Annotated in this window: 12 protein-coding genes and 1 riboswitch; of the genes, 6 read left to right on the top strand and 6 right to left on the bottom strand. The window is 55.8% G+C overall.

The annotated features are described in order from the left end of the window. Positions 1-28: 28 nt before the first annotated feature. The 3 genes from earP to AOB54_01415 form a co-directional block, all read right to left on the bottom strand. Positions 29-1,114, bottom strand: coding sequence for an elongation factor P maturation arginine rhamnosyltransferase EarP (gene earP, locus AOB54_01425; protein ID WVN42069.1), 1,086 nt, complete (start codon positions 1,112-1,114; stop codon positions 29-31). Then, positions 1,115-3,979, bottom strand: coding sequence for an aminopeptidase N (pepN, locus tag AOB54_01420; protein ID WVN42068.1), 2,865 nt, complete (start codon positions 3,977-3,979; stop codon positions 1,115-1,117). It abuts the gene before it with no gap. Between the two features lie 105 nt (positions 3,980-4,084). Further along, positions 4,085-4,834, bottom strand: a complete 750-nt coding sequence (locus AOB54_01415; protein ID WVN42067.1) for a tRNA threonylcarbamoyladenosine dehydratase — start codon at positions 4,832-4,834, stop codon at positions 4,085-4,087. Between the two features lie 53 nt (positions 4,835-4,887). Here AOB54_01415 and AOB54_01410 point away from each other — a divergent pair, with 53 nt between their 5' ends. Further along, on the top strand, positions 4,888-5,868 hold the full coding sequence (locus AOB54_01410; protein ID WVN42066.1) for a class 1 fructose-bisphosphatase: 981 nt from the start codon (positions 4,888-4,890) through the stop codon (positions 5,866-5,868). Here the strand turns inward: AOB54_01410 and AOB54_01405 are convergent. After that, on the bottom strand, positions 5,865-6,842 hold the full coding sequence (locus AOB54_01405; GenBank protein ID WVN42065.1) for a quinone oxidoreductase: 978 nt from the start codon (positions 6,840-6,842) through the stop codon (positions 5,865-5,867). The two genes, AOB54_01410 and AOB54_01405, sit on opposite strands and share 4 nt — an antisense overlap. Positions 6,843-7,012: 170 nt before the next feature. Then, positions 7,013-7,107, top strand: a riboswitch (glycine riboswitch). Between the two features lie 204 nt (positions 7,108-7,311). Between AOB54_01405 and gcvH the strand changes: the two genes are divergently transcribed. The 3 genes from gcvH to gcvT all read left to right on the top strand — a co-directional run bounded on the left by gcvH (position 7,312) and on the right by gcvT (position 12,040). Continuing rightward, a complete protein-coding gene (gene gcvH, locus AOB54_01400) occupies positions 7,312-7,698 on the top strand; it encodes a glycine cleavage system protein GcvH (GenBank protein WVN42064.1) in 387 nt (128 codons plus the stop codon). Between the two features lie 95 nt (positions 7,699-7,793). Next, on the top strand, positions 7,794-10,730 hold the full coding sequence (gene gcvP / locus AOB54_01395) for an aminomethyl-transferring glycine dehydrogenase (protein ID WVN42063.1): 2,937 nt from the start codon (positions 7,794-7,796) through the stop codon (positions 10,728-10,730). Between the two features lie 116 nt (positions 10,731-10,846). Next, positions 10,847-12,040, top strand: a complete 1,194-nt coding sequence (gene gcvT / locus AOB54_01390; GenBank protein ID WVN42062.1) for a glycine cleavage system aminomethyltransferase GcvT — start codon at positions 10,847-10,849, stop codon at positions 12,038-12,040. A 3-nt stretch (positions 12,041-12,043) separates the two neighbouring features. Here the strand turns inward: gcvT and AOB54_01385 are convergent, their stop codons facing one another. Beyond that, positions 12,044-12,484 (bottom strand): TA system VapC family ribonuclease toxin, encoded by a 441-nt coding sequence (locus AOB54_01385; protein ID WVN42061.1) that lies wholly within the window; start codon positions 12,482-12,484, stop codon positions 12,044-12,046. A gap of 2 nt (positions 12,485-12,486) precedes the next feature. Next, positions 12,487-12,762, bottom strand: coding sequence for an antitoxin (locus tag AOB54_01380; GenBank protein WVN42060.1), 276 nt, complete (start codon positions 12,760-12,762; stop codon positions 12,487-12,489). Positions 12,763-13,034: 272 nt separating this feature from the next. Between AOB54_01380 and AOB54_01375 the strand changes: the two genes are divergently transcribed. After that, a complete protein-coding gene (locus AOB54_01375; GenBank protein WVN42059.1) occupies positions 13,035-13,757 on the top strand; it encodes a YebC/PmpR family DNA-binding transcriptional regulator in 723 nt (240 codons plus the stop codon). Further along, positions 13,754-15,031, top strand: coding sequence for a phosphoribosylamine--glycine ligase (purD, locus tag AOB54_01370; protein ID WVN42058.1), 1,278 nt, complete (start codon positions 13,754-13,756; stop codon positions 15,029-15,031). The genes AOB54_01375 and purD overlap by 4 nt, the downstream gene beginning before the upstream one ends. Positions 15,032-15,033 lie beyond the last annotated feature (2 nt).

The following is a 15,033-nucleotide window of genomic DNA, read 5'->3' as shown; positions in this document are numbered from 1 at the left end:
CAGATTGTAAGGATTTTTCCTTACTTTATCAAGTTTTTTTGGTCAAATCGGACGAGTTAGCCATGCCGATCAGATGTTCCTCTAAGCTGGGCCGCCCAGCCAACCCCAAGCAGGCATGGTGAAGGCCGTCTGAGACCTTGTCGAGCTGACCTGCAAGCCCCCGCCAGGCCTGGGCCAGTGTCAGGGTCTCGTAGGCATCGGTTGGCCGAATGCCGTTCCAAGCCCAATGCATGGCTTCCAATGGCTTTAAGGCGGGGCTGCAGACCATCTGATTGAGCCAGCCCGCCAGCTTATGGCCATGGGCCTTGTCCTCTTGGCGATAGGGCTGCCAGACAAAGGGGACCTGCCACGGGCCAGCCGATGCCCAGTGGGCCCGCACAAACGAGTCTTCACCCCGAACGAAGTTCAGGTCACAGGACTGCAAGATCTGGTCAAACGCCAACTGAGCGTATTCAATGCCCTTGGGTCGCCAGAATCGATAACTCGAAAAACCTGTGGGCAGTTGCTCTGCGAGCAGCTTTTCTAACTCTGACCATGGTGCATCTTGATAGCCGAAAGCCAACACCAAGAAGACATCGTCTTCAATGGGCTGGCCGGCCAGTCGTGCCCGCCAGGCCCGGCGCTCAGTGGGCAAGATATGGCGCCAACTGCCGTGCAAGAGTCCGCCGGTTCCTGCAGAAAAACCAGGTACGGCCCAGCGGCGGGTCTTGGCTGCAGGGTGATTTAACGCGGGCGATGGGGACAGCTGACCATGGACGGAATCCGCCCAGGGTTCTGTTGCCAAATAATCCAGCGTTAACCATTGCGCATTAGGTTTGAGTGACTGCAGGTAAGCAATCGGTGGATTGCAGGCAAAGGCCTCGATCACCACATCCGCCTGATGCTCGGGGGGCACACCATGCTGGGCCCACCGCTCTTCCACCACATTCCAGGGCATGACCATCACGCCATCAACACGCTGACTACCCCGCAGATCATCCAAGACATTTAATCGATCAATCACCAGAATCACACGATCAATGCCAAGTTGGCGCAAAGCCACGGACAAGCGCCAACAAAACCCGGCATCACCAAAGTGGTCGACAACGCGACAGAAGATGATCCAGGTCGTCATCTAGGAAAGCGCCTTCGAGACCACCTCGCGCACATCGGGTGAGAGTTTCTCATCTGCCGCGACTTGCTCAAGGGCCTGCTTCATAGCGGCTTTGCGAACGGGTTCGAATCGAGACCAGCGATCCAGTGCGCGGGCCATGCGAGATGCCAATTGAGAGTTCTTCCGATCAATCGCAATCACCTGCTCAGCCCAAAGCGCATAGCCCCGGCCATCGGCACGGTGAAAACCCGCCAGATTTTGGTGGAAAAATGCCCCCAATACCGAGCGGACACGATTGGGATTGGCCGCATCAAACTGTGGATGGGTGAGCAGGCGATTCACCACGTCTAACGCCGTGTCAGATGTCATGGTGACCTGCACCGTGAACCATTTGTCCAAAGCTAACGCGTGTTCTTTGAACTGCTCTAAATAAAGCCCCAACGCTTCTTCCGACTCTGGACCGCCCACTTCTACGAGTGCCTGCAATACCGCCATACGATCGGTCATGTTGGTGACGGACTGATAACGAGCTAACAAATCCTTTGCCGTGAGTTCGCCGGATACCGCAAGCCAGTGCTGGGCCAGATTGGCAAGGGATCGACGGCCTGTTGAGATGGGGTCGGGCGAATAGGTCGAGCCCGGCGGTGTGCGCAATGCCTGATCAATTGCCTGGAGCTCAAGCTTGAGGTGCTTGGCTAAGGCCAAACGCAGACTATTGCGCGCATTGCGAATTGCCTGGGGTTCAATCACATCAACCTGCTCCGCAATGTATTGCTCAGAGGGCAACGTCAACATCGCCGCCTTATAAGCATTGTCCAGCGTTGAATCGGCAACGATTGATTTAAAGGCATTCAAAATTGGCGCAAGCGATTCCCCTGAGACACCCTCCAGGGCATTCCCCCCAGAGGTGTCTGACACCGTGCCTGACACCGCTACTGATACAGCCGCACTTTTCAAAATCTCGCCCAACATCAGCCGTTGCCCTGCCTCCCAACGATTAAAAGGGTCTGCATCATGGGCCAGCAGATGCAAGAGCTGACCTTCCGAATAGTCGTAATTCAGCGCGACAGGGGCCGAGAAGTCGCGCAACAGAGACGGCGTGGGCCGCCCGCTTGCTGATGGCACCTGCAGACTTGCAGTTTCCCCCATCAATACAAACAGATTGCCTTGCAATTTTGCAGCGCCCATCCGGGCCTCGTCTTCCGAGGTTTCAGGCAGGGTGTCAGACACCTTGCCTGCGGTGTCTGACACCCTGCCTATCGCCGTTGCGGACACCACAGCGGATCCTTGCGCGTTTGCAAATGAAATCTCGTTGCCGCTTGGGTCTACCAACCCCAGCGCAATCGGGATCATTAGCGGTTTTTGTGATGGGCTGGTTTTTGAGATGCGCTGTGTGAAGTGCAATTGATAAACACCAGACTGCTCATCCCAGGTGTCTGACACCTGGACTTGAGGTGTGCCTGACGTGTCATACCAGCGCATAAACAGTTCGGCTGCTTTTGCGCTGTTACCGACTAACGCTGCCGACTGCTCAGGATTGGCATCAAACATCGCAGCTACAAAATCGTCACACGTCACGGCCTGGCCATCATGCCTTGCGAAATACAAATCCATGCCACGGCGAAAACCATCCACCGACAGCAGGGTCTGAAGCATGCGAATGACTTCGGCACCCTTTTCATAGACCGTCGCCGTGTAGAAATTACGAATTTCTTGATAGCTATCCGGTCGAATCGGGTGAGACATGGGACCAGCATCTTCCGGAAATTGCGCAGCCCGCAGCACACGGACTGAATCGATTCGGCGCACCGACCGTGCAGAGGCAGCCTCTTTGGGTGAGAGCCCCTGGGCGGCCATATCAGATGAAAACTCTGAATCCCGAAATACCGTTAGGCCCTCTTTTAAGGTCAACTGAAACCAATCCCGGCAGGTGATGCGATTGCCAGTCCAGTTGTGGAAATACTCATGGGCAACCACGGACTCAATGCCGTCATAGTCCACGTCGGTCGCCAACTGCGGATCTGCCAACACAAACTTGGTGTTAAAAAGATTCAGCCCCTTGTTTTCCATCGCGCCAGAGTTGAAATCCGGCACGGCCACGATCATGAAACGCTCAAGATCAAGCTCGAGTCCATATCGCTGCTCATCCCAGAAAATAGCGCGCTTGAGCGACTGCATGGCAAAGTCAGCTTGAGATAGGTCTTCTTTACGGGTGTAGACCTGAAGCAATGCCTGTTTGCCGCTTGCCGTTGTAACAGTCTCTTCAATTCGGTCAAGCTTGGCGGCGACCAAGGCAAACAGATAACTGGGTTTCGGAAAGGGGTCGTGCCAATGGGCCTCGTGCAGGCCATTGCCCAAATCTTTTTCTGAAACCAAATTGCCGTTGGACAGCATGACCGGGAAGTCTTCTTTCGAACCCCGCAACACCACCCGGTAAGTGGCCATGACATCGGGCCGATCTAAGAAGTACGTAATGCGGCGAAAACCCTCAGACTCACACTGGGTAAAGAGCCCACCACGGGATGCATAAAGCCCCATTAAGGCGGTATTGGCTGTGGGATTGATCAGGGTCTCGACACGCAGCAGGCCCGACTCTGGCAGATTAAAAATTTCTAAGTGTTGGGGCGACACATCAAATTCGGTTGGCGCGAGTGTGCGGCCATCAACCGCAACACTGACAAAGGTCAGCTCGTCACCATACAGGCGCAAAGCGCTTTGATTGCCCGTGCGCGCAAACGTAAATTCATTCACGACCCGAGTGGCTTCCAACCCCAATTTGAAATCAAGCCTGACCGAATCAACGCGATGGGTTGGGGGCTGGTAGTCGTGCCGACGGATCACAACCGGTGTGGTCAGGGCGGGGTTCAGTGCATCACGGACGCTCATGGGTTTACCTTTTGAAATACGTAATTCGGAATCGGGCACTACTTCAAGAACAGCAAGAATTAGACTTTTGTTGGCCTGAGGGTCTTAAATTGCATGCGGGCTTGTTCACTTGGACGCCAACTGCATGGCCAAGTTCGCAGCAACCATACCCATCGTGGCGGTAATGGTGACCAAAGACCCATAGCCCGCACAGGCGAGCTTTGCGGCTGGGTCGCAGTCTTCCGACTTAATCGTGGGCTGCGAAGAAAACACCGCCTGGATGCGCATGCGGCCCTCCCGCGGAAAACCGTGCTGCTTGCGCAGGTCATACCGCAGACTGGAGAGCAAGGCGTCTTGCACGGTCTCTGATAAATCTGCCACCTGAATACGGGTCGGGTCAGTCTTCCCGCCTGCCGCACCGCTCACCACCAAATCCTTCAAACGCTTTTGGTCCTTCATCCACAGAACCATGGCCCGCTTGGCGGCAAGGTCATCGGTCGCGTCAATCCAGATGTCTGGGCCATCTGACTTCAATATTGAAGCCACGTTCTCCGGGGTTACAAAATCATCAACTGTCGCCACCATACAGTCGGGCGCGATATCAGCAAATCGCTCTTTGAGCGCCTGGACTTTCGAAGCCCCTAACCCCGAGTGCAGGGCCTGAATCTGCCGATTCAGATTGGATTCGGCCACGTGGTCCATATCCACCAGGGTCAGTCGACCCACGCCAGAGCGGCACAGGGCCTCGGCCGCCCAGGAACCCACCCCACCCACACCCACCACCCCAATGTGAGCAGCGCGAAGACTCGCATAAGCCTGCTGAGAAAACAGCCGGGCGGTACTGGCAAATTGGCGACTTACTGGGTTGGATTTCATAATGGGGATAATTGTGAATCATTTCTCAAATCACCCCGGAATAGAGCATAGCCATGCCAAGCGACATTTCTGATTACCTGGCCCAGGCCAAAGCGCCCGCCGAACTCTGCAACGTGATCACCCGCGTGCTTGCCGCCTGCGACACCATTAGCCAGGAAGTCCGCCGTGGCGCGCTGGCCGGCATTCTAGGCGAGGCCGGCAGCGACAACGTGCAGGGCGAGCATCAAAAGAAACTGGATGTAATTGCCAACGACATCTTGCTTGCTGCCGGCGAAAAAGCCGGTGTGTTTGCCGTGGCCTCGGAAGAGATGGAGACACCGGTAGTCAATTCGAATGCCATCAACGACTATCTCCTGCTCTTTGATCCGCTAGATGGTTCATCGAACATTGATGTCAATGTGTCGATTGGCACCATTTTTTCGATTCTGAAAAAACCCGCAAGCATTACGGCAAGTTCCGATGCGGCCGTAATTCAGAACGCATTCCTGCAGCCGGGCACGCAGCAGATCGCTGCGGGTTATGTGGCCTATGGCCCATCGACCCAGCTTGTGATCAGCTTAGGGAACGGCACCACCGCCTTTACCCTGGATAAGCACAAATGGTGGTGCACCACCGAGCGGATGCAGATCCCGCAAGACACCAAAGAGTTCGCGATCAATGCATCTAACGCGCGGCATTGGGAGCCGCCTGTCAAACGCTACATTGATGAAATGCTGGCGGGCAAGACGGGGCCGCTGGGTAAGGACTTCAACATGCGCTGGATTGCCAGCATGGTGGCGGATGTCCACCGCGTGCTGACACGCGGTGGCACCTTTATGTATCCACGCGATGCCCGTGAGCCTGATAAGCCCGGCAAGCTTCGCCTGATGTACGAAGCCAACCCAATGAGCCTGCTGGTGGAGCAGGCAGGCGGCGCGTCAACGAATGGCCGAAAGCGGATTCTAGAAATTCAGCCCGAGAAATTGCACCAGCGGGTGGCGGTATTTCTCGGGTCGAAAAACGAAATTGATCGGGTGACCGGCTACCACGCTTAAGGAATCAACACCGAACAACCCGTGGTCTTGCGGCCCTCGAGATCACGATGGGCCTGCTGCACATCGGAAAGCTTATACGTCCGCTCCACGGGAATAATCAGCTTTTTGCTCGCCACCATCTTCACCAAATCGTTCGCGGTGAGTTCTAACTCTTCGCGTGTCTCGATATATGGGAAGAGCGATGGCCGGGTAATGAACAGCGACCCGCGCATGGCATCCGTTGTAAACGGCGCGACCTTGCCCGAAGCATTGCCATAGCTCACCATCAACCCGTATTTACGCAGCGAATCCAGAGAGCCCTGGAAAGTGTCTTTGCCGACCGAGTCATAGACCACATCTACACCGCGGCCCTTGGTGATTTTCTTTACCTCTTCCGCAAAGTTCTCGCGGGTATAGACAATCGTGTGGTCACAGCCCCATTTCTTCGCAAGTTTTGCTTTTTCATCCGAGCCCACCGTGCCAATCACGGTCACGCCCATCAGCTTGGCAATCTGAATGGCGATTAAGCCCACGCCGCCTGCCGCCGCGTGGAACAAAATGGTGTGGCCCTTTTGAAGGTTGGCTGTGCGTTTGAGCAGGTAAGACGCCGTCATGCCTTTTAGCATCATGGCGGCGCCCGTTTCAAAAGAAATCGCCTTGGGGATCTTGATCAGCCGCTGGGCATTGACCACTCGAGCTTCAGAATACGAGCCCGGGGGCGTGGCCACATAGGCCACGCGGTCGCCGACTTTCACGTGCTTCACCCCCTTGCCCACAGCCTTCACAATGCCGGAGCCCTCCATGCCGGGGTAATACGGCAGGGCATTGGGGTAGACACCCGTGCGGTGATAGATGTCGATGTAATTCAGGCCACAGGCCTTGTGCTCGACCAAGGCCTGTCCCTCGCCCAACTCGGGCAGGGTGAGATCGATCATTTTTAAGACTTCTGGGCCCCCAAAGGCATCTACACGAATAGCTTTTACCGTCTGCGACATTGCAATTGCTCCAAAGTACGTAATTTTTATTCTTAAGGTTTTACTTTAGCTTCGCCCAAGGCCTGCTGGTCAAATCCGGACCAAGACCGGGGCGCCAGTTTACGGTGGGTATTGTCGTTGGTTCTGACTTGACAGCCTGCGCATGCCCCCGGAAACTTGGCGACAGTCTACTCTTGCGCGCAGGAGAGATTGCAGCGGGTTTCCCCTGCAACGCCGAAGGTGTAAAGCCCCAAAAACTCTCAGGCAAAAGGACTGCGCGCTTGTCAGGCTCTCTGGAGAGAGACCCTTGAAATCAAAGGGCCCGCCGAAGGTTAATGTCTCAGGCACCAAGGACAGAGGGGGCAAGCATGACCGCAAGGAATCTGTGCCGGCTCGCACGAAAAGCCGACCGCAAGATCCGCGCACTAAATGCTTGATGAACTCCCCTTGAACCGAATTTGATGCGCCCTGCGTAACTGGAGACTTGACCGTGAATTTCCCCAACGATTTGCATTACACCGCTTCTCATGAATGGGTCCGTACTGAAGCCGATGGCACCCTGACCGTGGGCATTACCGATCTGGCCCAGGACTCACTTGGCGAACTAGTCTATGTGGACCTGCCCGCCGTGGGCCGCAGCCTGGCCGCTGCCGAGTCTTGCGCTGTGGTGGAATCCACCAAGGCTGCATCCGATGTTTACTCCCCTGTTGCTGGTGAAGTCGTTGCGGTCAATGACGCGCTCTCCGGTGCGCCACAGTCAGTGAACGAGTCGCCTTATGAGTCCGGCTGGCTATTTAAGCTGAAGCCCGCCACCGCAGGTGCCGAGAAGTCACTGCTGACCGTAGACCAGTACAAAAAAGAACACGGCGCAGCGTAAGCGCCTGAGGCCAGCGCAACCCCTTGGGTTGCGCAACACCTGAATTTTTGCGACCGACTTTTTAATAAACAACACGTTTCCCACTAGGAGCGGCCATGCACGCTTACGAACCCATTGACAATATTGATAGCCTGTTTGGCCATGATGAATTCCACGGCCGTCACCTGGGCCCCAATCAGGCGACTGAAGCCCAGATGCTGGAAAAAATCGGTGCGGCATCCCGCGAGCAACTGATTAAGGAAACGGTGCCGGCATCAATTCTGAAAAGCAATCTGCTTAATCTGCCCGAGCCTGCAACCGAGGCCGATGCACTTGCCGAGCTAAAAGGTCTTGCCAATCAAAATGAAATCTGGCGCTCTTACATCGGTGCAGGCTATCACGGCACGTTTACGCCCGAGCCCATTCGCCGCAACGTTTTAGAAAACCCCGGCTGGTATACAGCGTATACGCCCTATCAGGCCGAAGTGGCCCAGGGCCGCTTGGAAGCATTGATGAACTTCCAACAGATGGTGGTCGATCTGACCGGCATGCACACATCGAATGCATCGCTCTTAGACGAAGCCACTGCCGCTGCCGAAGCCATGGCCACGATGAAGCGGGCTTCGAAAGTCGCTAACGCGAACAAGTTTTTTATCGATCAGTGGGTCCACCCACAGGTGATTGCGGTCATGCACACCCGCGCCGAGTGGATGGGCATTGACGTGGTGATTGGTGATGCCAACACCTTTGCACCCAACAAAGAGTTTTATGGTGCCCACGTGCAAACGCCCGATACCCGTGGCGAGTTACGCGATGTCACGGCTCTGGCTGACGCGCTGCATGCCCAGGGTGCACGACTCTGTGTTGGTGCCGATCTGCTCTCACTCATGCTCGTGAAATCCCCGGGCAGCATGGGTGCCGACGTAGCGATTGGCTCCGCCCAGCGCTTTGGTATTCCCATGGGCTATGGCGGCCCACACGCTGCCTTTATGGCGGTGAAAGAGGATCTGGTGCGCATGATGCCCGGCCGCATTATTGGCGTGTCGGTGGATGCTATCGGCAAGCCCGCCTATCGCATGTCGCTGCAGACCCGCGAGCAGCACATTCGCCGAGACAAGGCGACCAGCAACATCTGTACAGCCCAGGCACTGCTCGCCAATATGGCGTCTTTCTTTGCGGTCTATCACGGCCCACAGGGCCTGCACCGGATTGCGTTGCGTGCCAATGCCATGGCCCGACTGGTTGTGAAAGCGTCTGGCTTATCGCCAGTTCAACAACAATTTTTTGACACTGTCACTTTTGCCACGAACACGATTGCTGCGGTGAAAGGTGGTCTGGCGGGTGTGCAGTCGCGCGCAACTGAGCGCAAGATCAATCTGCGCTACTTTGATCACGGTGATGTGGGTCTGGCTTGTGACGAGACCACCAGCCTGTGTGATGTGACCGACTTGGTCTATGTGCTCACCGGCAACACCACCACGGTAGATGCGCTGAAAGCATTAAAGCTGACGACCCAGCCAGAATCAGTTCCTGCAGGTCTGCTACGTAACGACCCTGTGCTCACACACCCCGTGTTTAATAGCTATCACAGTGAGACCGACTTTGTGCGCTACATGAAGCGTTTAGAGAACAAAGACGTTTCACTGGTGCACTCCATGATTCCGCTGGGCTCTTGCACTATGAAGCTCAATGCGGCGGCCGAGATGGCGCCCGTGACCTGGCCCGAGTTCGCAGCACTGCACCCCTTTGCACCCAGCAATCAAGCCAAGGGCTATGCCGAGATGCTCTCGCAACTGGGCAAGTGGTTGGCTGAAATCACTGGCTTTGATGCCGTGTCTTTCCAGCCCAACTCCGGCGCGCAAGGCGAGTACGCTGGTCTCTTAGCCATTCGTTTCTATCAGCAATCCCAGGGCCAGGGCCATCGCGATGTTTGCCTGATTCCGTCTTCTGCCCATGGCACCAATCCAGCGAGTGCCCAGATGATGGGCATGAAGATTGTGGTGGTGGCCTGCGATAGCCAGGGCAACGTGGATGTGGCGGATCTCAAAGCCAAGATCGAGGCCCACAAAGACCAGTTAAGTGCGCTGATGGTGACCTATCCATCGACCCATGGCGTGTTTGAGTCTGCGATCAAAGATATCTGCAAAATGGTTCACGATGCAGGTGGCCAGGTTTATATGGACGGCGCTAACCTGAATGCCCAGGCGGGACTCACACGACCAGGCGATATCGGTGCCGATGTCTGCCACATGAATCTGCACAAGACCTTCTGTATCCCCCACGGTGGTGGTGGCCCCGGTATGGGCCCGATTGCCGTAGCGAAGCATTTGGCGCCGTATTTGTCTGTTGATCCGTATCAGGCAGGTAATCGCAACTTAAGTGGCGGTGATAGCAGCAAGGCTGCGCTCAACCAGATCGCGAATAGCGTGTCAGCCGCGCCCTTTGGTAGCGCATTGATCACGACCATTTCCTGGATGTATATCCGCATGATGGGTGCCAGCGGCATTCGTAAGGCCACCGAATTGGCGATCCTGAATGCCAACTATGTGGCGGCGCGTTTAGAGAAGTACTACTCGATTTTGTACAAAGGCGAGAACGGCCGTATCGCGCATGAGTGCATTTTGGATCTGCGTAATTTCAAAGCGGAATACGGCATCACTGCAGAAGACATTGCCAAGCGCCTGATGGACTACGGTTTCCATGCGCCAACGCTGTCCTTCCCTGTGGTGGATACGTTAATGGTGGAGCCCACCGAATCCGAATCAAAGGCAGAACTCGATCGCTTCTGTGATGCCATGATTGCGATTCACGGGGAATTACAAAAGGTGAAGAGTGGTGAGTTTGATGCAATGGATAACCCACTGAAATGCGCACCCCATACCTCGCAAGAGATTGCCGGTGAGTGGGCCCACGGCTATTCCCGTGAAGTAGCGGCATTCCCGTTGGCATGGGTGCGTGGTGCAAAGTTCTGGCCCAGCGTGAAACGGATTGACAACGCGGCCGGTGATCGCAATCTGGTCTGCACCTGTCCACCGGTTTCCGAGTACGCCTAAAAAGGCATCAACTCACTTCTGTATACGCTTAAAACGTCTTACCTCGATCATGCCCCTGCGCCGATCCACTCGGCACAGGGGCTCTCACTTAAATTTATAAAAACGATCATTGCCACATGAAAACTATTCCCCTGGAATCCCTGCACCAAGAACTCGGTGCGAAGTTCGGCCCCTTTGCCGGCTACAACATGCCCATTCAATACCCCATGGGGCTCAAGGCCGAGCATCTGCACACCCGCACCCACGCCGGTCTATTTGATGTCTCGCATATGGGGCAGCTGCGTATCACCTGCCCTGGTGACGCCAGCGGCACAGCGCTGCGCAAGGCATTAGAGGCGGCTCTTCCATGCGATTTTGATGGCTGGCCCAATGATGTTCAGCGCTACTCGTTGTTGTTGAACCCCCAAGGCGGCATTGAAGACGACCTGATGCTGGTCTGGCGTGATGGCTCGACCGTCAAGCCCGGCTCAGCCAGTGGCTTGGCGGATCTTCCCGCTGGAACGCCAGAAGTGCGCATGGTGGTCAATGCCGGCAACCGTGATGCGGACTTAGCGTTGCTGCAAAAACTCGCGCCACAGCTGAAATTCGAGTGGGTCGATGCGGCACTGGTTGCGCTACAGGGGCCCGATGCCGAGAGTGTCTTAGCCAAGCTCGATCCCAAGGCGGCTGATATGACCTTCATGCAAGCCGCCGATTTGTCGCTCTGCGGGGTCACCTGCTTCACCACCCGATCGGGCTATACGGGTGAAGACGGCTATGAGATTTCGCTTCCCGCCAAAGACGCGCTGCGAATTGTTCGTGAACTGATGAAAGATTCCCGAGTGCAGCCCGTTGGTCTTGGTGCCCGCGATACGCTTCGTTTAGAGGCTGGCCTGCCGCTGCACGGCAACGATATTTCGCCAACCGTCTCGCCCATTGAGGGGTCGCTGGCCTTTGGCATTGCGCCATCGCGCCGACTTCCCAAAACCAATGCCGATGGCACCACAACTCAGCCCACCAAGACTGGTAGCTTTCCGGGCGCCGATACGGTGCTTGGGCATTTGGCCAACGGTGCCCCGCGCAAATTGGTGGGCATGATTTCGCGTGAGCCCGTGCCCATTCGCTCGCATGCCAAGATTGTCAAAGCCGATGGGACTGAAGTTGGTGAAGTGACCAGCGGCACCGTGTCCCCCAGCCTTGGCCACCCCATCTTGCTGGCCCTGATCGACAGCAAAGCGGTAAATGAACCCCTGTTTGCTATCGTTCGGGATAAGAAGCTTGCCGTTGAAATCACCAAGCTTCCCTTTGTGCCCAAGCGCTACAAGCGTTAAACACTACGGCGCCAGCACCACTAAATTGGCCGGGCTGGCCCCATCGACAAATTCGGCCGTAATGCCACGATCAAATGTGACCAGTCGGCCTTGATTTTTCACTGCAAGGGCCAGCAGATAAGCGTCCGTGATCGTTCGCGAGCTCAGCGCCTTTTGCCAATTGATCAGCCCCGGCTCAAACAAACTAAAAGCATCGGGCCAAAACACATGTGCCGGCATGGACGTGGCCTGGCTCAGCCGACGAATCGCATCTTGCACCGTGGTGGCATTGGGGTACTTCGGGGCAGACAGAATGCGCACACAACCATTTTGTGTGATTGGGCAGGATGCCCAACCGGCAGCCGCGTTTTCAGTTAACCACTGTTTCGCTGTCGTGTGATGAATATGATTGGCATCCAAGAGCGCGATCAACACGTTGACATCGAGCAGGGCGCGTTTGGACACGATCACAGCCCCTCTTCGTCCCGAATTTCGTCGACCAGGGTATTGCCAACGAGCTTCCCACCTGTTGGCAGCGGATCGAAGCCAAGCTTGGTGAAGACGTCTTCGGTGGCCGAATCCCGGGCGGTCAATGCCCCAAAGGCACCCGTACCCCCCACGGGGCCCACCATGCCCTTTCGGGCGACATCAGACAGCACACGCCCAAAGGTCTGCCCACGGGCGCGGGCCAGGTCTTTGACCGCCTGCAAAACGTCCGGATCTAAATCCACTGTGGTTCGCATCGCGTTAATCCCCCATTACATTTCCCATCACTTTACTCACTTTATCATCAACGCATCAAATCATCATTTTCGATGCTCTATCTTGTGATCGATTTGCCCACTTAAGAAATCTCCGCCCAACCCCCAAGACGGCAAGAGACGCCTAGGGTCGCCCACAACTACTCGAAATATCCAGCCGGAGCGCCTCACAAGACGCTAATCTGGGCCTCCAGTAAAATGCAGCCCTTGGGGTTTTACCCCGCAAATTCAGCATAAAAGGCAGTCAGCACGTTATGGCAGGTCATTCCAAGTGGGCCAATATCCAGCACCGCAAAGGTCGCCAGGATGAAAAACGGGGCCGAATCTTTACCCGACTAATCAAAGAAATCACGGTCGCCGCCAAAATGGGCGGTGGGGACCCAGCCAGCAACCCCCGGCTTCGGCTGGCCATGGACAAAGCCAGCGACGCCAACATGACCAAAGACAAGGTCATGGATGCGATCAAACGCGGCACCGGCGCCATGGAAGGCGTGGACTACGAAGAGATCCGCTACGAAGGCTATGGCATTGGTGGCGCAGCCGTGATCGTGGACTGTTTGACCGACAACCGTACCCGCACCGTGGCCGAAGTTCGGCACGCATTTTCCAAACACGGCGGCAATCTTGGAACCGATGGCTCAGTAGCCTTCATGTTCAAACACTGCGGCCAGTTTGTCTTTGCCCCCGGCACCTCGGAAGACAAGGTCATGGAAGCAGCACTTGAGGCCGGTGCAGAGGATGTGGTGACCGATGACGATGGTGCAGTGGAAGTCATCTGCGCCCCCGCAGATTTTGAATCCGTTAAAAAAGCATTAGAGGCCGCAGGTCTTAAGCCCGAAGTGGCGGAGGTCACCATGCGGGCATCCACCGACACCGAGCTTGCCGGTGATGATGGCGCCAAGATGCAAAAACTTTTAGACGCTCTTGAAAATCTAGATGACGTGCAAGAGGTCTACACGAACGCGGTGATTTCATGAAAGTCTTAGTGATTGGCGGCGGTGGCCGTGAACACGCCATGGCCTGGTGCTTGGCCAAGTCCCCGCGCGTGACAAAAGTCTATGTGGCCCCCGGCAATGGCGGCACAGCGCGTGACGCCAGATTAGAAAATTTAGCGCTTGATCCCGTTAAGCATCCACAATCCGTTGCAGATTTTGTTAAACAAAACAATATTGCGCTTACTGTTGTTGGGCCAGAAGCGCCACTAGCCGCAGGCATTGTCGATACTTTCCGCAAAGAAAACCTTGCCATCTTTGGCCCCGTTGCCGCTGCGGCACAATTGGAGTCCTCCAAAGACTTTGCCAAACGCTTTATGCAAGAGCATGGCATTCCCACCGCGGAATTCGAGACCTTCGCAGACCCGCAAAAGGCCCATGCCTATATTGATGCGAAGGGCGCACCGATTGTGATCAAGGCCGATGGCCTGGCAGCGGGCAAAGGCGTGGTCGTGGCCATGAGCGCAAAAGAAGCCCACGATGCGGTTGACATGATGCTCTTGGACAATAAGTTTGGGGACGCCGGCGCACGCGTGGTGATTGAAGAATTTCTAGATGGTGAAGAGGCAAGTTTCATCGTTATGTGCGACGGCAAATCCGCACTGCCCATGGCCACTAGCCAAGACCATAAGCGATTGCTCGATCAAGACCAGGGCCCGAACACCGGTGGCATGGGTGCTTACTCCCCAGCCCCAGTGGTGACGCCAGAGATTCACGCGAAAGTCTTGCGGGAAGTGATCAATCCAGTCCTCAAAGGCATGGCCGCAAAGGGCACGCCCTATACCGGGTTTCTTTATGCCGGCCTGATGATCAAACCCAATGGCGAGATCAAGGTGTTGGAATTTAACTGCCGCATGGGCGACCCCGAAACCCAGCCGATTCTGATGCGACTGAAGAGTGATTTCACAATACTGTTGGAAGCCGCAATTGCGCGGAAACTTGATGCGACTGAGGCCGATTGGGACTCCCGCACGGCACTTGGCGTGGTCTGCGCTGCCCATGGCTACCCCGATACAGTTCGCACAGGCGATGCCATCAATGCACTTCCCCAAGACAGTGATGACTGCGTCACCTTCCATGCGAGCACGTCGATTAAGGATGGCAGCTTAGTCACCAGTGGTGGCCGGGTACTCTGCGTGACCGCACTGGGCGGCACGGTACTAATGGCACAGAAGCGTGCCTATCAAGCGGTGGACGAAGTGAAATTTAATGGCATGCAGGCACGCCGCGATATTGGTTATCGGGCGATTCGGCGTTAACT

The sequence above is a fragment of the beta proteobacterium MWH-UniP1 genome, from assembly GCA_036362785.1.
Taxonomy (GTDB): Bacteria; Pseudomonadota; Gammaproteobacteria; order Burkholderiales; family Burkholderiaceae_A; genus Lacustribacter.
The sequence above is the reverse complement of the archived record's forward strand: the minus strand, read 5'-3'. Positions and strand labels throughout refer to the sequence as shown.

Excerpts from the sequence above, each read along its gene's own strand:
- AOB54_01410 (WVN42066.1), top strand. The coding sequence starts at position 4,888 with ATGCCAAGCGACATTTCTGATTACCTGGCCCAGGCCAAAGCGCCCGCC.
- gcvP (WVN42063.1), top strand. The coding sequence starts at position 7,794 with ATGCACGCTTACGAACCCATTGACAATATTGATAGCCTGTTTGGCCAT.
- AOB54_01405 (WVN42065.1), bottom strand. The coding sequence starts at position 6,842 with ATGTCGCAGACGGTAAAAGCTATTCGTGTAGATGCCTTTGGGGGCCCA.
- gcvT (WVN42062.1), top strand. The coding sequence starts at position 10,847 with ATGAAAACTATTCCCCTGGAATCCCTGCACCAAGAACTCGGTGCGAAG.
- AOB54_01415 (WVN42067.1), bottom strand. The coding sequence starts at position 4,834 with ATGAAATCCAACCCAGTAAGTCGCCAATTTGCCAGTACCGCCCGGCTG.
- earP (WVN42069.1), bottom strand. The coding sequence starts at position 1,114 with ATGACGACCTGGATCATCTTCTGTCGCGTTGTCGACCACTTTGGTGAT.
- AOB54_01380 (WVN42060.1), bottom strand. The coding sequence starts at position 12,762 with ATGCGAACCACAGTGGATTTAGATCCGGACGTTTTGCAGGCGGTCAAA.
- purD (WVN42058.1), top strand. The coding sequence starts at position 13,754 with ATGAAAGTCTTAGTGATTGGCGGCGGTGGCCGTGAACACGCCATGGCC.
- AOB54_01375 (WVN42059.1), top strand. The coding sequence starts at position 13,035 with ATGGCAGGTCATTCCAAGTGGGCCAATATCCAGCACCGCAAAGGTCGC.
- pepN (WVN42068.1), bottom strand. The coding sequence starts at position 3,979 with ATGAGCGTCCGTGATGCACTGAACCCCGCCCTGACCACACCGGTTGTG.